The 20,649-nt window shown below is 42.4% G+C and carries 13 protein-coding genes; 9 read left to right on the top strand and 4 right to left on the bottom strand.

Going from position 1 to position 20,649, the window contains the following annotated elements; all coding sequences use genetic code 11:
• Positions 1 to 99 precede the first annotated feature (99 nt).
• Both ilvN and myaer_RS07025 read left to right on the top strand, forming a co-directional pair.
• Positions 100 to 624, top strand: a complete 525-nt coding sequence (gene ilvN, locus myaer_RS07030) for an acetolactate synthase small subunit (RefSeq protein WP_046661561.1) — start codon at positions 100 to 102, stop codon at positions 622 to 624.
• A gap of 119 nt (positions 625 to 743) precedes the next feature.
• Positions 744 to 2,996 (top strand): PBP1A family penicillin-binding protein, encoded by a 2,253-nt coding sequence (locus myaer_RS07025; RefSeq protein WP_046661560.1) that lies wholly within the window; start codon positions 744 to 746, stop codon positions 2,994 to 2,996.
• A 393-nt stretch (positions 2,997 to 3,389) separates the two neighbouring features.
• On the opposite strand, the gene myaer_RS22320 is transcribed toward myaer_RS07025, so the two are convergent.
• From myaer_RS22320 to myaer_RS07010, 3 genes are all read right to left on the bottom strand, one after another.
• The gene (locus myaer_RS22320) at positions 3,390 to 4,826 is read right to left on the bottom strand and encodes a calcium-binding protein (protein WP_052734166.1); all 1,437 of its coding nucleotides are present in this window, start codon (positions 4,824 to 4,826) and stop codon (positions 3,390 to 3,392) included.
• Positions 4,827 to 5,025: 199 nt separating this feature from the next.
• The gene (gene pgsA, locus myaer_RS07015; protein ID WP_046661559.1) at positions 5,026 to 5,541 is read right to left on the bottom strand and encodes a CDP-diacylglycerol--glycerol-3-phosphate 3-phosphatidyltransferase; all 516 of its coding nucleotides are present in this window, start codon (positions 5,539 to 5,541) and stop codon (positions 5,026 to 5,028) included.
• A 167-nt stretch (positions 5,542 to 5,708) separates the two neighbouring features.
• On the bottom strand, positions 5,709 to 6,803 hold the full coding sequence (locus myaer_RS07010) for a fatty acid desaturase family protein (protein ID WP_046661558.1): 1,095 nt from the start codon (positions 6,801 to 6,803) through the stop codon (positions 5,709 to 5,711).
• Between the two features lie 245 nt (positions 6,804 to 7,048).
• Between myaer_RS07010 and myaer_RS07005 the strand changes: the two genes are divergently transcribed.
• The 6 genes from myaer_RS07005 to myaer_RS06980 all read left to right on the top strand — a co-directional run bounded on the left by myaer_RS07005 (position 7,049) and on the right by myaer_RS06980 (position 15,227).
• Complete coding sequence (locus myaer_RS07005) at positions 7,049 to 8,188, top strand: sigma-70 family RNA polymerase sigma factor (RefSeq protein ID WP_046661557.1); 1,140 nt, start codon at positions 7,049 to 7,051, stop codon at positions 8,186 to 8,188.
• A gap of 22 nt (positions 8,189 to 8,210) precedes the next feature.
• A complete protein-coding gene (locus myaer_RS07000) occupies positions 8,211 to 9,575 on the top strand; it encodes a DUF1822 family protein (protein WP_046661556.1) in 1,365 nt (454 codons plus the stop codon).
• Positions 9,576 to 9,607: 32 nt separating this feature from the next.
• Positions 9,608 to 12,175: an ABC transporter substrate-binding protein gene (locus myaer_RS06995; RefSeq protein WP_046661555.1), complete on the top strand. Its 2,568-nt coding sequence runs from the start codon at positions 9,608 to 9,610 to the stop codon at positions 12,173 to 12,175.
• 107 nt (positions 12,176 to 12,282) lie between these two features.
• Positions 12,283 to 12,993 carry a PspA/IM30 family protein gene (locus myaer_RS06990; protein ID WP_046661554.1) on the top strand — a complete coding sequence of 237 codons (711 nt, stop codon included), beginning with the start codon at positions 12,283 to 12,285 and terminating at the stop codon, positions 12,991 to 12,993.
• Between the two features lie 20 nt (positions 12,994 to 13,013).
• Entirely contained in the window at positions 13,014 to 14,363 is a 1,350-nt protein-coding gene (locus myaer_RS06985) for an ABC transporter substrate-binding protein (protein WP_046661553.1), read from the top strand.
• 153 nt (positions 14,364 to 14,516) lie between these two features.
• On the top strand, positions 14,517 to 15,227 hold the full coding sequence (locus tag myaer_RS06980; protein ID WP_046661552.1) for a response regulator transcription factor: 711 nt from the start codon (positions 14,517 to 14,519) through the stop codon (positions 15,225 to 15,227).
• Here the strand turns inward: myaer_RS06980 and myaer_RS06975 are convergent.
• Complete coding sequence (locus tag myaer_RS06975; protein WP_046661551.1) at positions 15,224 to 16,918, bottom strand: iron uptake porin; 1,695 nt, start codon at positions 16,916 to 16,918, stop codon at positions 15,224 to 15,226. The two genes, myaer_RS06980 and myaer_RS06975, sit on opposite strands and share 4 nt — an antisense overlap.
• Before the next feature lie 583 nt (positions 16,919 to 17,501).
• On the opposite strand from myaer_RS06975, the gene gyrB reads away from it, so the two are divergent.
• A complete protein-coding gene (gene gyrB / locus myaer_RS06970) occupies positions 17,502 to 20,168 on the top strand; it encodes a DNA topoisomerase (ATP-hydrolyzing) subunit B (RefSeq protein ID WP_046661550.1) in 2,667 nt (888 codons plus the stop codon).
• The last annotated feature ends 481 nt before the right edge of the window (positions 20,169 to 20,649 follow it).

Here is a 20,649-nt window from a genome sequence, read left to right as displayed (position 1 = left end):
TTCGTTAAAATTTCTTGTCGTCGTGAGGTGAAGACAAGCTGTTCTGGCCTTGCCTCCTGTCTTACAATGGTTAAATATAGGTTGTGTAGATAAATCGCCATGAAACACACATTATCCGTATTAGTTGAAGATGAAGCGGGAGTTTTAACCCGTATTGCTGGATTATTCGCCCGTCGCGGCTTTAATATTGAAAGTCTAGCCGTCGGTCCTGCCGAACAAATGGGAGTTTCTCGGATTACGATGGTAGTACCGGGGGACGAGAACAGCATCGAACAGTTAACCAAACAACTTTACAAATTAATTAACGTCCTCAAGGTGCAGGATATCACCCAAACCCCTTGTGTGGAAAGGGAATTAATGCTGATTAAAGTTAATGCTACCGCCGAGCGCCGGGCCGAAGTGATCGAATTAGCGCAGGTATTCCGGGCCCGGATTGTGGATATTTCTGAGGAAACCCTGACCATCGAAGTGGTGGGGGATCCGGGTAAAATGGTGGCGATTATGCAAATGCTGAATAAATTTGGCATTCGCGAGGTGGCGCGTACCGGTAAAATTGCTCTGATTCGCGAGTCGGGAGTCAATACGGAATACCTGAAAGCTTTAGAGGCTAAAATGTCAATTTAGGGATATTGGGGATGAATTGGGGTTTTAGGGTGTTGGGATTTTAGTTGAAATTCCCCACTTCCCCACTTGCCTATTGCCTCTTGCCTCTTGCCTCCAGAAGCTGATAACTGATAAAAACTATGTCTAACCAGTCGCCGAAAACCCAAATTAGTCAACTTGTCACCGTTGCAGTGCAGAAATTGCAAGGAAAGGTGAATTTTCAGGCGGTAAATCTCAAAAAAGGGGCGAGAGTTCCTGAATTACGCCTTAAAAACGAGAATGGCACCGGGGAAAGCAAATATCCCCTCATTGGCGATCGCTATTTGTTAGGTCGTAGTTCCAGTTCCTGTGATATTACTATCCGTAATAGCGTGGTCAGTCAGATTCATTGTTCCCTACAGCGTGACCCGAAAAATCCCCATAATTTCCTGCTCACAGATGAAAACTCCACTAACGGGGTTTATATGGGTAAACGTCGTCTGAAAAGCGTTTCCCTGCGTCATGGTGATACTTTTACTCTGGCCCCCCCAGACTTAGCCAATTGTGTCACCATCTCCTATTATTGTCCCCCTCCCCTGTGGGCGCGACTTTTGCGCTATGGTTTCTATGGTGCGGGTGGTATTTTCGGTTTATTAGTTCTAGGGATTATCTGGGAAAGTCGTAGAGTTAATGTTTATCCACTCCCTTCCGGGGTGAGCGGTCCGGTGGTGGTTTATGCTAGGGATGGTCAAACTCCCCTCAATCCCATTCGACAGGAAACTCACCGAGAATTAGATAATCTGGGCGATTTTTCTCCCTATTTGCCCAAGGCGGTTGTCGCTTCCGAAGATAGTCGGTTTTACTGGCATTTTGGCATCGATCCTTTGGGGATTGTCCGGGCTGTTATGATTAATTGGCAAGGTCAAGGCATTCGTCAAGGGGCCAGTACCCTAACTCAACAGTTAGCGCGTAGTTTATTCCCCGAAGTCGGTCGCCAAAATACTGCCGATCGCAAACTCCGGGAGGCTGTGGTCGCCCTACAATTAGAAGCGGTGTATAGTAAGGATGAAATTCTCAAAACCTATCTCAATCGAGTTTATCTCGGTTTGGCCGGTTACGGTTTTGAAGATGCGGCCCGCTTTTATTTCGATAAATCCGCTAGAGATTTAGATATCTCGGAGGCTGCCACCCTTGTGGCTATGTTACCCGCCCCGAATTTATTTAATCCCATTCAAGATTACGACACTTCCGTACAATATCGTAATCGTGTCATCGATCGCATGGCCCAATTAGGCATGATTTCCCCAGAAGCGGCGGCCAGCGCCCGCAGATCCCGCATTGAAATCAGTCCCCAAGCCAAAAAATCCCTATCCAGTACGATTGCACCATATTTTTATAGTTACGTTTTCGAGGAATTACAGGACCTTTTAGGGGAAGAAGTGGCGAAAGAAGGCAATTTTATCGTTGAAACCAGTTTAGACCGCCGGCTGCAAGCGATCGCAGAAAAAAGCTTAAAAAATAATGTCTTAAACCAAGGACCCCGCTATCGATACTCCCAAGGAGCTTTAGTTACCCTAAACAGTCAAACCGGGGAAATTCTCGCTTTAGTCGGGGGAGTTGACTATCAAAAAAGCCAATTTAACCGCGCTATCCAAGCTAAACGTCAACCCGGTTCCACTTTTAAGGTATTTGCTTATGTTGCCGCCCTAGAAAAGGGAATATCGCCCTATAAAACCTATACCTGCGCGGGACTTTCTTGGCAAGGACAGGCCTATTCTCCCTGTGAACGCAGCAGCGGGGGGGTCAATATGTTTCAAGGTTTAGCGCAATCGGAAAATAGCGTCGCCCTTCGCATTGCTCGCGAGGCAGGATTAAGCAATGTGGTCAATGTAGCGGAACGTTTGGGGGTGAAATCACCTTTAAATCCTGTACCGGGGCTAATTTTAGGGCAAAGCGAGGTAAATGTCTTGGAAATGACTGGCGCTTATGGGGTTTTTGACCACGGTGGGCGCTGGAATCGTCCCCACGCCATTAAACGCATTCTCGACGCTTCCGACTGTGAAAATCTGGAGGATTTGAGTACCTGTCGGGTTATTTATGACTATGGCGAGGATAACGAGAGAAATCAGCAGGTAATCTCCCCTAAAACCGCCGAGACGATGAATAGCTTATTGCGGGGGGTGATAACTAATGGTACGGGAGGCGCTGCTAGTATTGGCATGGGAGAAGCGGGTAAAACGGGAACTACTAATAATTATGTGGATCTCTGGTTTATCGGTTATCTTCCCCGTCGCGACTGGGTGACAGGTATTTGGTTAGGGAATGATAATAATTCTCCCACTTCCGGCAGTAGTCAACAGGCAGCCCGGTTATGGGGCGATTATCACCGTCAGTTAATCACTACACAAAACTAATCCCAATGACTCTCAAGCTCAGACCCATTTTAACCGTCTATCCTTAAGATTGGTGGAAGAAACCACAGAGACACAGAGAACACAAAGATTGATCGCTCTTATACAAGTTAAACTTATCACACTAAATCCAGTTATTAAAGACTGATTATTTATTTCCGCTTTTGCCTATTGCCTCCTGCCTTTTGCCTGTCCTGATATGTAGCCTATACTCAAGGGATTTAGTATCACACAAAGAGTGAGAGAGCCGCTGAATCTCCCCCACTGCCCACTTCCCAGATAATAAGGGTATCCTAGCCCTAGCTAACACACCCGCAGAGATTATTTCCAGTGGCCTGATTTTACACCAAAAATACACAACTGCCCAACCCACCGCAGGGGATGGACAGGGATAGATTAGGCAATAACCGTAATCCTGGCTGCAGTTAGGGCCGGCGAACCGGTAAGGGTTGCGATTTGAACCGAAGCAGTGCCACCAACACCATCGACGTCAAACCATAAACCACCATTATTGGTGTTATAGATGAATCTCTGAGCTGCAGTAGCAGCGCTAGTAGCTCCCGAACCGGAGAGAAATTGTGCAGTAGGCAAAACAGTTCCTCCGGCAGAGCCAGTCAGTCCACCACCGAAACCACTGGCAGAAACTCGGATGGAATCCTGATTGCTGCCGGCGGCGATGGTAAAATCGGTGATGGTGTCAATGCCTTCGCTAGGACTATTGAAAATAAAACGGTCAGTACCAGTACCACCAGTGAGGGTATCGTTTCCACCCCCACCAGTGAGGGTATCGTTTCCACCCCCACCAACCAGGCTATCGTTTCCATTGTTACCAGTGAGGCCATCGCCTCCACCCCCACCAGTGATGGTGTCTGCATTAGCGGAGCCAGTGATATTGGCACCACTAATGCTAATGTTGACCGTCCATCCCGATGAACCGCCCGCTGCACTTAGGTCGAGGGAAACACCCCCCGTACTGATGGTTGCATTGCCGTTATTGCTAGTCAATGAAGACGCTGTCCATGGTGCCGTCAAGCTTGCAGTCACCGTTGCGCCGGCAGAAACAACCAACACATCGGGGCCGATACCAAGATCCGAAATTGTGTCGCTGCCTGAGGTGATTTGGAAGGTATCGCCTCCTTGGCCACCGTCCAGGGCATCGTTTCCGTCTCCACCGTCCAGGATATCGTCCCCATCGCCACCGAACAGGCTATCGTCCCCATTGCCACCGTCCAGGCTATCGTTCCCATCGCCACCGTCTAGGTTATCGTTCCCATCGCCACCGAACAGGCTATCGTCTCCTTGAGCACCCAACAGGTTATCGTCATTAGAGAGACCCGACAGGACATCGTTTCCATCCCCACCATCTAGGGTATCGTTTCCATTGCGACCAGTTAGGGTATCGTCTCCACCGCCACCTGAAATGCTATAGTGATCGCTGAGGACTAGTCCACTGGGGAGACCTATCGAAAATGTTCCGGTCTTGTTGGCTTTTGTGATTCTGGTAGTGTCGATTTGTAGTATATGAGTGGCGGTCGTATAAGGACTTGAAACATAGGTATCAGTACCTGCTGGCAGAAGAAACTCATAAGAAAAGGGTTGTCGGTACGCGGAAAGCGTTCCGTTAACATCATTGGTCGTTCCGTTGCGTAACCTCCAAAAGCCACCGCCCATGGCAGTGAGATTAAGTCCGGGTACAGCAGTCGACTGCACCATAGACACAGCGAGAAAAGGCTTGGCAGCCAATAAATTCTGAACGAAGAGATAGTCACCAACAGCGAGACTAAAACCAGTGGTGTAGGAAGTAGCAGTAGTGATAGTGGTGATGGAAGACATAGTTTTTCTTTAAATGGTATGTTTGCACTCGAAGATTTTGACAATCTTTCTCCCGACCATTATATACCAAGAAAAAAAAATGCAACCCCATTCTCTCGATTTGTCTCCGCAAATTATTGCTAATGTTCGTTATTTTACATTTGGTCAAATTTTTATCAATTTTGTGTGACATAAATCACACCAGAAATTAAAGTTAATGTCACCTTTGTGTGACATAAATCAGACCAGAAATTAAGGTTAATGTTACTGATAGCCAAAAAGCGAACTGAGCAATCAAGTTGTATTCAGAGGGCAAGGGAGCAATTAAGAGAGCGATAGCGATAATCTGGCTGACTGTTTTGCTTTTTCCCCACCAATTAGCCCCTTTTATGTCGCTATTTCCCGTTAAATTGGGATTAATGCGCCAACCAGCGATCGCTAATTCGCGGGCAAGAATCAAAAAGACTCCCCAAGCAGCAATTAAATCCATTTCAATGAGAGCCAAGAGGGGAGCAAGAACCAGCAATTTATCGACCAAAGGATCAAGAAATTTACCTAATTCGGTGATTTGATTCAATTTTCGCGCTAGATAACCATCGAGCCAATCGGTGCTGGCAGCAATCAGAAAGATAATTAAACTTAACCAGCGATCGATGTCTGTGCCTTGGTGCAACCAGTATAATATCAATGGCAGTCCCAAGAGTCGCGATAGGGTAATCGAGTTGGGTAGGTTCATTTTTCAGTGATCAGTGATCAGTAATCAGTAATCGGTAAATAGTGATCAGTAAACAGTAAACAGGTATAAAGATAAAGATAACTAACTAACTAATTAACTTAAAACTTACATCTGATAACTGATAACTCACACCTGATAACTGGTAACTGATAACTGATAACTGATATTTAGCTGGCTAACTTGAGATCGAAATTACTCTGTTTATTGCCTAATTGTCTGAGCCAAAGATAATTATAAGCTAAAGCCCCCCAGAAGGTGGGATAAACGGCATAATTAACGCCAAATTCTTGGCAAACTTCCGCTAAAATTGTGGCAATTTTAGGGTAGTGAACATGGCAAATTTTCGGGAAAAGATGGTGGACTACTTGATAATTTAATCCCCCTAAATACCAATTTAAAAAAGCATTTTTAGGAGCAAAATCCACGGTAGTTCGCACTTGAAAAATTGCCCATTCGTCTTCGATTTGGTTGGTTTCCGAGGGTTGAATAAATTCGGCAGGTTCCAAAACGTGAGCTAACATAAATACATGACAGGCAAGCAATCCATAGGTCATAAAAGCAATTAGAAAACCGAACGCTATTTCTAGGGTACTATAACCAACTAAGAGAGGAATGCCAATAAACCAAAAGAGATAGACAACTTTTCCGCTCAATAAAACGAATATATCGATCGGTTTAGGATTGGGAATTTTAATCTCGCAAAAACGATGACGAAAGAGGATGGAGCGCACATCGGAGAATGACCAATAGATAGGGATTATAGCGTAGAGAATCGGGATAAATAAATGTTGATAACGATGATACCATTTATGCTCGGCATGGGGAGTCATTCGCACCACACCATCGCCGTGAATTTCCACATCGTACCCTAAAACATTGGTGTAGGTGTGATGGAGATAATTATGACGAAAACGCCAGATATAACTGGAAGTACCGATGATATAATCGTAGGTCATGCCAAGGAGAGAGTTAACCCATTTTTTACTAGAATAGCCGCCATGGTTTGCATCATGACCAATGCTAAAACCGATTCCTGCTAATCCTCCCCCTAAAACCATGCAACCGATAATTTTTAGCCACCAGATATCTGGACCAAAAAGCACAAATAGCCAAGCGGCAATTACCCAAGTTAAAATCGTCATCGTCTTCAGGTACATGGCAAAATTATCTCTGGTGGGGATGCCGTTTTCGGTAAAATAAGCATCAACCCGTTTATTCAATTCCTTTCTAAAACCCTGATTTTCGGTAAAAGTTACTCGCATTCCTAATTTTTGTCCTAGAAGTTGATATGACGGCTATTTGTGGCAGCTCAGAGTGAATTTACGAGTCTTTTACTGGGTTGCTAAGGCTGTCTCACTATAACTGATAGTTTCTCATCAGTCCCTCATCTATTGTCAGAGAAAGAGGTGCGCTTGGCAAGGGAATCACTGAATTTATTTGCTACTCTTGCAAAAAATCCTCGGTTTTTACCTAATCAGATAGCAGATACCTGTAGCCGGTGATAGAGATGAGCGTTAGGTACTTTTATACTACTATTAAAGCCATGGAAGGCGATCGAGTTTTCTGGTGCGAAGTGCCACAATTAAGAAGATCGATCGAGGCGATCGCTGGAAAGGTTGCCAATGATGAAGCGGTATATCTCTATCTGTGGCAATGGTTACAGAATGAGCCTAATAACCAATTAGTCAAGTCTCATTGGATGGTTTTTTTACAATATCGCTCCTCTATAGTAACTCAAAGGGTCTATCAAAATGTTGGCCATCGGATCGATGCCGATTATGAAACCCTCTTCTACTATTTGCTGAATTTGCTTTCTGCGGCAATCATTAATAATCCTAGCAATTTTTACGGTAATTTTCAGGATAACAAGGCCAAACTGGGATTTTTTCGCTTAATCTTAGAAAAATGGACAGATAAAAAATTGAGAAATACTCTCTATAATTTCCTGCGAGGAGAGTATAAAACTATCGGCAGGACTAATCTCGGTATAGTCAGTCTTTTTAGTGCGAATAAAATTCAAAAAGTTTTACGAACATCAGGTATCTTTAACGAGAATTATCTGCTAATATTTAACTGTTTTCGAGAGGAAAAAAAAGCTTCTCTTAGATCATTGGATAAATGGCAATGGGAGGATTGGCAACAGGTAATTGATCGCCTACGGCAGTTACAACCGCAAGTTATTTTCACCGTGGAGGAAGTGCAAGCAAAACTCAATCAAATAGGGGAGATAATGCGTAATCATATCGATCCTTCTTACTCTAAATTTGAGCCTACTAATTATGAACATGATAGCAATTACTTTTGGGAAAATCTCCCCAGCAAAAAGCCAAGTAACGATTTACTACAACAAGAAATCCAGGAAGATATTAATAAGTTATTAATCACTCTTGAGGAGGAAGTTAAACAGATTGTATATTGTTACTATCATCAAAAAATGACGCAAGCACAGATCGCTAATCGATTGGGAGTTCATTCATCTACTATTAGTCGAGAAATAACCCAATTATGTAAAAAAATTTATCAGCTACTCTCTGCAAGGGAAGGCAAAGATTGTCCTAAGTTGTTAAATGAGATTAAATTAGAATCTCGGCAAAAACAAGAGATCGATGCTTATCTAGAATATTTTTGTCAGTCCTACTTAACTTAAATCTAATCTATTAGGAGATACCATGAAAGTCAACCTCGATATTTTGCAACAAATTAACCCGAAATCCCTTTGGCTAACTTTTTCGGAAACAGAGATTAAACAAGCTCGATCGATTCTCGGTCAATACTCTAATCAAACCGCCAAAAATCAGGCCTTGATTAATTACTTGGTGCAAATATGCTTAAGCAATTGGCTAAAAAATAATCTTGATTGTTCCCTTCAAATAATACCTGAGAACCATCAGTATCTTTGGGAGTTTATTAACGGGTTTACTTGGCAAATTCAAGATAAAAAAGTTACTATTATTCCCAGTCAAACTATTGACATTGAGGGATTGACAATAGAGCAAGAATGGGTTGATATTCCCGATTTAGCGGCGGATTTTTATCTAGGGGTGCAGGTAGATTTAGCAGAAAAATTCCTCAATATCTGGGGTTTTATATCCAGACAAGATGTTAAAAATCTCGCAGAATACGATCCAATTTACCATCAATATTATTTGGACAGTGAGCAAATGATTGATGATTTAGATATTCTTTGGCAGAGTTGTTTAGAGGGAGAGAGTGAAAAAGAAAAGCTGGAATATTTAGCAAATTTATCGCCAGTAACAGCAGAAAATTTAATTAAAAATTTAAGTCAAGTTTCACCCTATTCTCCGAGATTAGATATTAGTTTTCAGCAGTGGTTAGCCTTGTTGAATAATCAGCAATGGCGAGAAAAACTTTATCAGCAGCGTTTAGAGGTAATCCCCACTAAACTTAGTCAATGGTTGCAGGGAATTATTAGCGAAAAATGGCAAGAAATCCTTAACACCATCGACAGTTATCGTCCAATTAATCCGGGTTTTTTGTTGGCTGCCGAAAAAATCAGCAGTCGAGAATCTCCGACAGATATTCAGCGAGAAATTAGACAACTGTATGCTAGTCAAAAAGAGGTGGAATTTTCGGAACATTTAACCCCAGAGGAAGCTTTAGCAAAACTGCAACATCAAACCCAAGATGAAACTATTCGCTGGCAAGCGGCAGAATATCTCTGGAATATTGATCCTCATTATCCCAATGCTGCTATCCGTAAAATGCTCGATGTGGGTAGTCAATTAATGGGTTATAAAATTGCTTTAATGGTGGGAGTTTTATCGACCAGTGACCAGAGAATTGCTGTCTTAATTCGTGCCTATGCCATGGACAATTTTGCCAAGCTACCCCCCGGTTTATCTTTGCAAATTAGCGATGAAATAGGCCAATTAATCCCCGGTTTAGAAGCAATAGCAAGGGAGAAACCCTTAGATAGCTATCTACAGCTTTATTTTCTAGCTGATGCCGACGATCGCTTTAATGTTAACCTAAGTTTAGGGGACAGTAGCATTACCGAACAGTTTAGGATTTAATAGAGATAGCAGAAAATGTCAAGGGTAGAGACATGAGCAGAGTTGTGATTCTGAAAATTGGTGATGGCAGTTTTGAGACGGGATTTTCCGTCACTCTAGAAATTCGTGACAATCATCTCTTGATAGCACCTTTTGCGGAGGGTAGATTAGTCCCTAACCTTGACATTGCTGACGCTTTGCAAAATTATCGTCGAGCTTATTATCATTGGGTAGAAAGTCAACCCAGTTTAGGAATTACCGTTCCTCATAGTATGATCACCCATGCAGCGGTAGGTGATCCTAGAGACAACCTGAGACAAGCTACTCAAACTTTACAAGATAGCCTAAATGAATGGCTAAACTCTAGTTATCTGAGTTCGATACAAAATCATATCTTGTTCCATATAGGTACTAAGTCAGAAGTAAGATTTTTTATCCAAACTACCCACTTTGATTTACAACAAATTCCCTGGGAGTGTTGGAATTTTTTACACCAATGGTGTCCTGATGTGGAAATTGCTCTTACTATCCAGAGAAATCCCCCGATAATTAACCTGACTTCTCCGATTAATATTTTAGTAATTTTGGGTAATATTGACATCGAAAACGAGCATAATTCCCTGTGTTTATCCAGTTTGCAAACGGCACTAGGAAACCAAGATAAGGTTTCTATGCAAATATTAAGTCCCAGTTCAGACGTTCCTCCTTCAACGAAAAATATTCACAATGAGTTGATCAAAAATCAATGGGATATTGTAGTTTATTTAGGTCATAGTCAAACCAGTAGCGACGGTCACGATGGAGTTTTTATCATTGATAATGATACGGCTTTATCTCCTGCACATAACTTAAGAAATTCCCTAGAAATAGCTGTTAAAAAAGGCTTAAAACTTGTTATATGTAACTCCTGCGATGGGTTGGGTATTGGTCGTCAGTTGGCTAATATCGGAGTACCGCATATTATTGTTATGAAAGAACCCATCGCTGTGCGGGTTGCTTTGAGATTTCTAGAAGTTTTTCTTCCCAATTTTCTTGAACATAAATCCCTACAAGAATCCTTAACAATCGCTCGGCAAGAATTAAAATTACACGAATTTGAGGTGGATGCTGCTAGTTCTTCTTTGCTGCCTCGTTTGATAGAAAATCCTGAAGAACCACCGTTGATTTTACCTAAAAATAAAAGGTTATTACGTCTATCTAGTCGCTGGAAACAAGCTCTGTTATTTATTTTAAGTCTTCTGGTAACTTTATCAGTTTTATATTGGGGAGGAGTATTTTCCGATGATGCTAGTAAATACCCAGAAATTAGCTTAGGTGAAGAAATATTATTAAAGACAAACCGACAAGATAACATGATTGAACGGGGAAGACAAGCTTTTAAAAACAAAGAATATAAACAAGCAATTCAGCTTTTTAAAAAATCCCTTGATCGCTTGCCCAATAATCCAGAGATTCGCATCTATTATAATAACGCTCGTGCGGCCTATCAAGATAGAAATCCCTTAAAAATTGCCACCAGTGTTCCTATTGGTAATAATCCAGAAATTGCTCAAGAAATTTTACGAGGTATTGCTTTATTTCAACAGGAGTTAAACGATGAACAGGCCAAAAACCCCGATTTTCACTTTCTACAGGTAGTGGTCGCTAATGATAATAATAGTGGCGTAGATGCCAAAGATCGAGCCGAAAAATTTGTTAAAGATCCGTCAATCATAGCAGTGGTTGGTCATAATGCTTCTGCTGCTAGTGAAGCGGCCAAAGATATTTATGTACAAGGGAAAATTGTGGCCCTATCTCCCACCAGCTTTTCCTCGAAAATCTCTGGCAATGGCTATATATATAAAATGGTTCCCGATATGGAAACTTTTGCCACAACCTTAAGTGAATATATCCGCGAACAAACTGACAAGCTAATTATCCAAAACCCCACTAATTTAATTTGTTATGATAATCGCTCTGGGGATAATTATAACTTCGCTAAAAAATATAAAAACATTCTCCTCGGTCAGCGCTTTCAAAAAGTCATTAAAGATGCAGATTTTGACTGCAATATCGAGCCAAAAAATAATTTAGATGAACAGGAAATTTATCAAAAAATTGCTCAGTATCAAGTAAATATTCTCATGGTTGCTCCCTATGTTAATGATCTGAAAAGAGCCGTCAGTATCTTTAAGCAACGTCACGCACAACAGTTAAACTTAGTAACTTTAGGTTCACCCACTTTTCAAAGTTATCTCACCCTTGCAGAAGGTGAACAGGGGGTGGAAAATTTAGTTATCCCCGTGCCTTGGTATGATCTCAAACAAGATAATTATATCCACAGTTTTTGGCAAAATAAGATCAATGTTTGGCGCACTCCCATGGCCTACGATGCGACCAAAGTTATCCTCACCGCTTTGCGACAGTTATCCCAACAAGGACAAAAATTCGATCGAGAATCATTATATAAAGTTTTAAGAAACGATTTTTCTATTGAAGGAATGACTGGCACTGTTAGATTCGATGAGAATGGTATCCGCAACATGAATAATAATCCTGATGATCGCCGCTACTTGATTCTACAGGTCAAAAATGGTCGATTTGTCCCCCTCGCTCCCATTAAATCTGCCGGTCCACTCTAAACCTTCCTATCCTTGTCAAGACTTTTTACAAAAATTAACCTTATCCACTGCATTAAAGTTAGCCATCGCTCCTAATTAACAGGTAACACCTCTAGGAGACAAACGGCATGAAATTGTTAAAAAAATTAACCCCAAAAGCCTTGATTTTTTGGCTGATCGGTGATAAGGCAGGAAATTCTCTCGTTGCGATCTGGAATTGGTTGTGGGGTATTCCCATCGAATCCGGCGGCAAAATTGCCGTAGAATCGGCCAAAGAATCCCTAGAATCGATGCAAAAATCCCTAGCGGAATTAACAGAATCGGTGGCGCAAGTAGTAGCGGCCCAGCAATCGGCCCAAGCACAATACGAGGCAAAAAAACAGGAACACACAAACTACTTGCAACAGGCTGTCACCGCTCAAAAAAAAGGTCTTCAAGAAGCGGCAAGACTAGCTATGGTTAAGGTTCTCTCCCTAGAAAAAATTCTACCCGCTATGAAAGATCGGGTTGATAATGCCGAAAAAGTAGTCATTGCTGCTAAGGAAAAACTTCGCCAAGAGCAGGAAAAAATCGAGCATTATAAGTTAGAAATGAGCAACTTAAAAGCGATTAGTTCCATGAATGAGGCTTTAGGCAAAATAAACGAATTTGATAGTAGTCTCAACCTCAATAACTCCCGCGATCGCTTTGAGGATGCCAATGAAGCGATTAAAGACCGTTATCGAAAAGAAAACGCCTATAGTGAATTAAGCGAGAACTATAGCGAGAAATTAGCTCAAGAAATCGATTTCTTAAGCCTTGATGACGAAATTAACCGCCGTTTAGCCGAATTCAATTAGCAAAGTTAAGGAGTAAAGCGATGACAAAGACTGGCAAAAAAGCGGGTTTACCGCCAATTTCCTATGTTTTACTGGGGTTGATCGGTTGGTTTCTTTTTCCCCAAATATTGGCAATATTTGCCCCAAAAGCCGATAATAATCCCCGCATCAGTTACGGCAATCATCTCCTGATCAAAACTAATTCTAACACCACCAAAGAATCAGCGATCGCTGCCATTGCTCAAGGTGATCACCAAGAAGCAGAGCAACTCCTGCAAAAATCCCTCGCTCAACATCCCAACGATCCCGAAAGCGTAATTTATCTAAGCAACCTGCAAACTGGCTCAAATCCCTTCAAAATCGCCGTTATTGTGCCAGCAACAACTAATCCCAACGTCGCTCAGGAAATATTGCGAGGAGTCGCCAGCGCACAAACCCAGATCAATCAACAGGGAGGGATCAACGGCAGAAAACTGATGGTTATCGTGGTTAATGACGATAATCAGCCGCAGATATCGAAAGAGGTAGCCAGTGAATTAGTCAAAAATCCCGATATTATCGCTGTTATCGGTCATAATGCCTCCGATGCCAGTTTAGCCGCCGCTCCCATCTACGAAAAAGGCGGTTTGGTGATGATTTCTCCCACCTCCCTGGCTAATAATCTCTCCGGTGCGGGAAATTATATCTTTCGTCTGGTGGCTTCTAACGGCAAAATTACGGAAACCTTAGCAAATTACATAGTAAATACTGCTAAAGTCCAGAAAATTGCTTTTTGCTACGATTCTCAAGCTCCTGATAATATTTCCTTTAAAGATGAGTTGATGGCTAATGTGGCGAAAAAAGGCGGTCAAATTGTGCCGATTGTCTGCGATCTGAGTGTACCCAATTTTAAGGCCGATCAAGCCCTTAATCAGGCGATTTCTGGGGGTGCTAACGGCCTATTTGTCGTCGCTCATATTGATCGTCTCGATCCCGTTTTTGAGGTTATTCGCTCCAATCGTCAGCGTTTGCCTCTGTTTAGTAGTCCCACCCTCTACAATATTCGCACCCTCGAAGATGGCGGCAAAAACGCCCAAGGTTTAACCCTTGCCGCACCCTGGCACCCCTCGGTTAACCAGACTTTTGCCAATCTTATGCAGGAACAGTGGCGCGGTCCGGTTAGTTGGCGCACAGCCACCAGTTTTGACGCTACACGGGTGATTATTGCCGGTTTAAGGGAAAATACCCATCGTCAGGGCCTACAATCCCAGCTGCGCTCCGGCAATTTTCATCAAACAGGGGCCACCGGAAAAATTAGCTTTGATCCTAATACTGGCGATCGCATCGGTCAACCGGTCTTAATTCAAGTGCGATCAACTCCCTCCGGTGAGCAGTTTGTCGCTTTACCTTGAAAAGTCCCCAGTCCACAAAAGTTGGGAGAGTTGCCAACTCTCCCCCCCAAAAAATCTCAAAAATTACAATTATTTCAATGTTCAACCCTGAGCAAGAAATGAATGGCTAATATGTTAAAATATGCCTAGATATTTGTAAACTTTTTCCTTTGTATGGATATCGTTATTATCGAAGATGAAATTGAAATCGCCCATTTGATTCAGCAAACTTTAGAGAGGGAGTCCTTTACTTGTCATCTGGCTTATAATGGTAGGGTAGGACTAGAACTATTTTATCAAAAGCAGCCAGACTTAGTTATTTTAGATTTAATGTTACCCGAATTAGACGGACTAGAATTGTGTGCTAGAATCCGCCAAAAACCGGGGACAAAAGACCCCTATATTTTAATGTTAACCGCTAGAGGAGAAGAAATTGATCGCATTATCGGTCTATCTACGGGAGCCGATGATTATATGGTAAAACCCTTTAGTCCCCGGGAATTAACCGCTCGCGTAAGAGCCTTATTAAGACGTAGTTTAAGACACGATAGTCAACCCCAACAACTCCATCGCAGCCGTCATTTTCTGATCGACTTAGATCAACATTCTGCTGTTCGTAAATTGGAGGGAATGCCAGAGGAAACCCTCGATTTAACCACCTTAGAATTTAATCTACTCGCTACCTTTGTCAGTTATCCCAATCGCGTCTGGAGTCGCACCCAATTAATCGATAATCTCTGGGGAAATGATTTTTTTGGCGATGAAAGGGTAGTAGATACCCATATCCGACGCTTACGCAAAAAAGTAGAACCCGATCCTGCTAATCCTATCTTTATCAAAACTGTAGTCGGTGTCGGTTATAAATTTGAGGATGACAGTGTTTAAAACCGAAAAGTTGTCCGAATTACCCCCACCCAGATATTACCATTTTCACTAAAATTATTAGGGTCAAAAATAACGTAAAACCCCGGAGTTAGCAAAATATAGCGACTAATGGGATAGGAATATTCCACTTCTAAAATGTGAGAAGTATCTCGATCTGCTGTAAACACCTCCACATAACTCACCCTGGGTAACTGTCCACCAGCAATGGTAAAAGTTGCCCCTTCTTTAACAAAATCTCTAATAGAAAAATTGCCTTGCCATGTCCATAAATCCGCCGAAGAATCTATCCCTTGAGCGTAAGCTTTAGCGTAACCTATCCAACCACCTAAGCTAAAAGTATCATTAATATTCCAATGACTTTGTAAACCGACGCTATCACGGGTAGCAGCCCCTAAATTGTTAAACGGATCCCGGGTAATAGGACTGCCTGTACTTCCCGATAAATTCACCGAACCTTGAGTAAAATAAGCGTGAAGATAGGTGACAGCAAAATGTAAGTTAGGAACAGGTTTAACATTAAATTGTAGCCCTGTACTGTAATTACCATTAAACAAACCATTACCAGAATTAGGATTACTGACAGTATCTTGTTCTGCTAAATACAAAGCTGTCACCGCTAACTGAGATGAAAAATTATATCTCACTCCTAAACCCGCCCCTTCTGGACCGCGATAAACCAAAGGATTACGACGATTAAAACGAGATAAAGCACCTGTAGCACTACTTTCTAGGAAAGGATTAACCACATCAAAAACATCATCAAGGTCTAATCCTCTTGCTCCCATCCAGACTTTAACTCGATCAATATTGCTAATATAATATAAGTCGTCAAGAGCAATATTGTTATTATCGTAGAGAGAACCCGCATCAAAAGAAAGACGCGCCATATCGCTACCTGTTGCCCTAGCTAAATTCGGAATACTACTAGCTTGCAGACGCATTCGCAGTAAATCTTTGCCAGTAAAACTGGTATTTAAATTTAGTCTAACTCGATCGCTAAAAGTAGTTTGATTACCGATGGGACGATTTCTTAAACTCTCCTGTTGACTCGGTGATAAATTGGGAAAATTACTATCGACAGCAAAATCATCCGACCAAGCATTACTGAGAGCAAAAATAACTTCCCCTTGCAGTTTTGTAGTGATTGAAAAACTATGATCTTCGATAAAAGCTGTTCTCTGTTCTAAGTTATCAATTCTTGTGCCTAAAGTGGCTAATTCTGTCTGGAAATCTTGGGCAAGTTTTTTGATTGTTTCTAAATCCGCTTGGGTAATTTTAATTCCCTCTTGCAGCAATTTTTCCATACTATTGAGACAAGCATTTAAACCGACGGCAAACTCCCAACGAGTCAAAGCTTGAGCGCCCTTGAAAGTCCGGTCAGGATAACCTACAATACAACCATAACGCTCCACAAGGCTTCTTAATGCCTCATAGGCCCAAGCGGTGGGAGATACGTCCCGCAGTTGGTTAACGCTAGTCACCTGGGACATGGAACCCTGATCAACACTCCTATTAATCTGCTGACTATTTTGGGCGCGCTGAATGCGATCGAGTTGTTGTGGCGCCGCTGGATCAATTTTAAGTTGAGGCGTACTGGGCATGGTTTGAGCCACTGCACCGCCAGCAGCCGCCACAGAAGCACCTAATACTAAAGGAGTTACCTTTACTAAGTTCTTGAATAGTTTTGACATGGGGTCAATCCTCACACCTTATTTGATGGATTGAATGGAATATGGATACAAACAGACTATGTACTCAGCCTGAATTATAATCACATTCTATTCCAATTCCTTCCTGGGGAGCATCTCACCTTTGTAACTCCTAAATTAAGTTTTATGTCAAGCCCTGTGGGTGTTGACGATGGTTAATTCGTATCTTCGCCCCAGGGCTATCCATAAGTTCTGGCTCAACGGGTTTCTGATTTAGGCTATCAGATACCGCTTTTTTTCCTAGCTCACTACCTCAAATGTAGCAAGTCTAAAGCAGCAGGAAATGCCGTCACTCTAGGCATCTAGAGGACAGGACTAAGGTTATTACTAACCCGCACCTGTAGGGTTATAAAGTTATCAAGGTACTACATTTACCAAGCGGCTAATCCTCTAAACGTCTTACTGTCTAGTTTCTAGCCAACGAATCGCACCACACCCCAACCCTAATAAAAAATTCTCCCTAAAGCCATTTAAGCAGTCTTTAACCCTTATGTGCTAAAATTTTTGAAGATTTTGCCATTCATTTAGGTTCAATCAGGGATCACAGCCTTTTTAGGGAAATTTTATGACAAGTAACTACGGCGCGGAACAGATACAAGTTCTCGAAGGGTTAGAACCAGTCAGGAAGCGGCCGGGGATGTATATCGGTACGACTGGGCCGCGGGGACTACATCATTTAGTCTATGAAGTGGTGGACAACTCGATCGATGAGGCCCTAGCGGGTTACTGTACTCATATCGAAGTGGATATCAAGGCCGATGGTTCCGTCAGCGTCACCGACGATGGCCGGGGTATTCCCACCGATGTTCACCCCACCACGGGTAAATCCGCCCTCGAAACCGTCCTCACTATACTTCATGCCGGCGGTAAATTTGGCAGTGGTGGCTATAAAGTGTCGGGAGGGTTACACGGGGTCGGGATTTCCGTCGTTAATGCTCTTTCTGCATGGGTCGATGTGACAGTCTGGCGCGATCATAAAGTACATACCCAACGCTACGAAAGAGGTATCCCCGTCACAGAATTGGTCAGCAGTCCCAGTCAAGAGGAAAAAACGGGAACTAGGGTTAATTTCCTGCCAGATACCGAAATTTTTAGCCAAGGCATCGAATTTGATTACAGTACCCTCTCCGGACGTTTACGAGAACTAGCCTACTTAAATGCTGGTGTTAAAATCACCTTTAGCGATTACCGTCCCGAAGAACCCCACATCGAAACCTATTGTTATGAGGGGGGTATTAAAGAATACGTCGCCTATATGTGTCGGGAAAAAGAAACCCTGCACAAAGATATTATCTATGTATCGGGGGAAAAGAACGGAATTAATATCGAAGTGGCCTTTCAGTGGTGTATAGATGCCTATAGCGACAATATTCTCGGTTTTGCTAATAATATCCGCACCATTGACGGGGGAACTCACCTAGAGGGATTAAAGGCAGTTCTGACTCGTACTTTAAATAATGTCGCTCGTAAACGCAATAAAATTAAAGAAAACGAGCCTAATCTAGCGGGGGAAAACGTCCGTGAGGGTTTAACCGCCGTTATTTCCGTAAAAGTCCCCGAACCGGAATTCGAGGGACAAACCAAGACCAAATTAGGTAACACTGAAGTCCGGGGTATTGTTGATTCGCTGGTGGGGGAAACTCTCAACGAATACTTAGAACAAAATCCCCAAGTGGCCGACACGATTATCGAAAAAGCAGTACAAGCGTACAAGGCGGCGGAAGCGGCCCGTCGGGCCCGGGACTTAGTACGACGGAAATCGGTCTTGGAATCCTCACCTTTACCGGGTAAATTGGCTGATTGTAGCGAAAGAGACCCGGAAAAGTCAGAAATTTACATCGTTGAAGGGGACAGCGCCGGCGGCTGTTTTCATGGTGATACAGAAATCGCCCTTGTCGATGGACGCAACCTCAGTTTTAAACAGCTAGTGACCGAACAAGCCCAAGGAAAGGAACATTTTTGTTATACCATTCGTGACAATGGCACGATCGGGGTTGAACGAATTATTAATGCCCGCATCACCAAAAAAGACGCAGAAGTAATTAAAATTACTCTCGATCATGGTGAAGCGATTATTTGTACTCCTGACCATCTTTTCCTGTTAAGAGATGGTAGCTATAAACCTGCTGCGGCTTTAACTCCAGAAGATGCTTTAATGCCTTTGTATCGGAAATTGTCCGCTCTTCATGACCCCGGAATCACCATTAGCGGTTATGAAATGGTCTGGAATCCCGCTTCCGATTCTTGGTTGTTCACTCATGCGATCGCTGATTGGTATAATCGTTGGCAGGGAATTAACACAATCAAGAAAACTTACTATCAAAAAACCCTAGCGACCTTAAAGCAAATTGAGATCGATCGAGGTTATATTGATTTGGAAGCTTATCAAAAATATCGGCTTCAGACGCGGGATAAATCAATATTGCGATTTGATTCTTTCTGTGATCGCTACTTTGATGGTGATAAAAATAAAGCCTTAGAAGCGGTGGCTAATTACAATCATCGAGTTGTGGCGATCGAGCGATTAGAAACAAGATTCGATGTCTATGATATCGAGGTTCCTCATACCCATAACTTTGCCCTTGCTTCCGGCGTTTTCGTCCATAACAGTGCCAAACAGGGGCGCGATCGTCGTTTTCAAGCGATTCTACCTCTGCGGGGAAAAATCCTCAATATCGAAAAAACCGATGATGCCAAAATCTACAAAAATACGGAAATTCAATCCTTAATTACCGCCCTCGGTTTAGGAATTAAAGGAGAAGATTTCGACCCCTCACAATTGCGCTATCATCGCATTGTTTTAATGACTGACGCTGATGTGGATGGCGCACACATCCGAACTTTGTTGTTAACTTTCTTCTATCGTTATCAGAAGAATTTAATTGACCAAGGTTATGTATATATCGCCTGTCCTCCTCTCTATAAATTGGAACGCGGTAAAAATCATTCCTACTGCTATAGCGATCGAGAATTACAGCAAAAGATAGCGGAATTTCCCTCCAATGCTAACTACACAATCCAACGTTTTAAAGGGTTAGGAGAAATGATGCCCCAACAACTTTGGGATACTACTATGAATCCCGAAACTCGCACTTTAAAACGGGTGGAAATCGAAGACGCAGCCAAAGCTGAGGAATTATTTACCATTCTTATGGGCGATCGAGTTGCCCCCCGGCGAGAATTTATCGAAACCCACGGATCGCGTTTAAATCTTACGGATTTGGACATTTAAACGGTAACTTGGGGCTGTGTTAGTCTAGGCTAATACAGCCCCCGATAAAATCCCTAAATCCAGTTACGAAAGATTGATTATTCATTACCGATTCGACTGACTTGAAATATAGCTTACAAGCTTTTTTGCCCAACCCTAGTTAATCAGTCGCCAAGAATAAGTAAAAATTATAGCTTTATCAATAAAGAATTAAAATATTTAAATATTTTAGCCAATTAGTTAAATGTAACAATGAAGCTGCCATATCTAAGTTTTCCCAGAATTTGCCAAAATTTGGCTGTAAATCGGGATTGACTACATTTATTAATATTGTATGATCGTGGTATGCTGTGGGCTTAGTTTAAGCGTTAAACGTCAAATCAACGGAAAACCAAGACAATCAGGGGACTGTATCGATTCCCTTCCCCAAAAAAAGCCGCTAAAGGTGACATTTTTTTGTGAGGCAATTTTTGAAGTTTTGTAAAGGGTATTGACTTAAAGC

Origin of the sequence: Microcystis aeruginosa NIES-2549 (assembly GCF_000981785.2) — a bacterium.
In the GTDB taxonomy this organism is placed as follows: Bacteria; Cyanobacteriota; Cyanobacteriia; order Cyanobacteriales; family Microcystaceae; genus Microcystis; species Microcystis aeruginosa_C.
The sequence above is the reverse complement of the archived record's forward strand: the minus strand, read 5'-3'. Positions and strand labels throughout refer to the sequence as shown.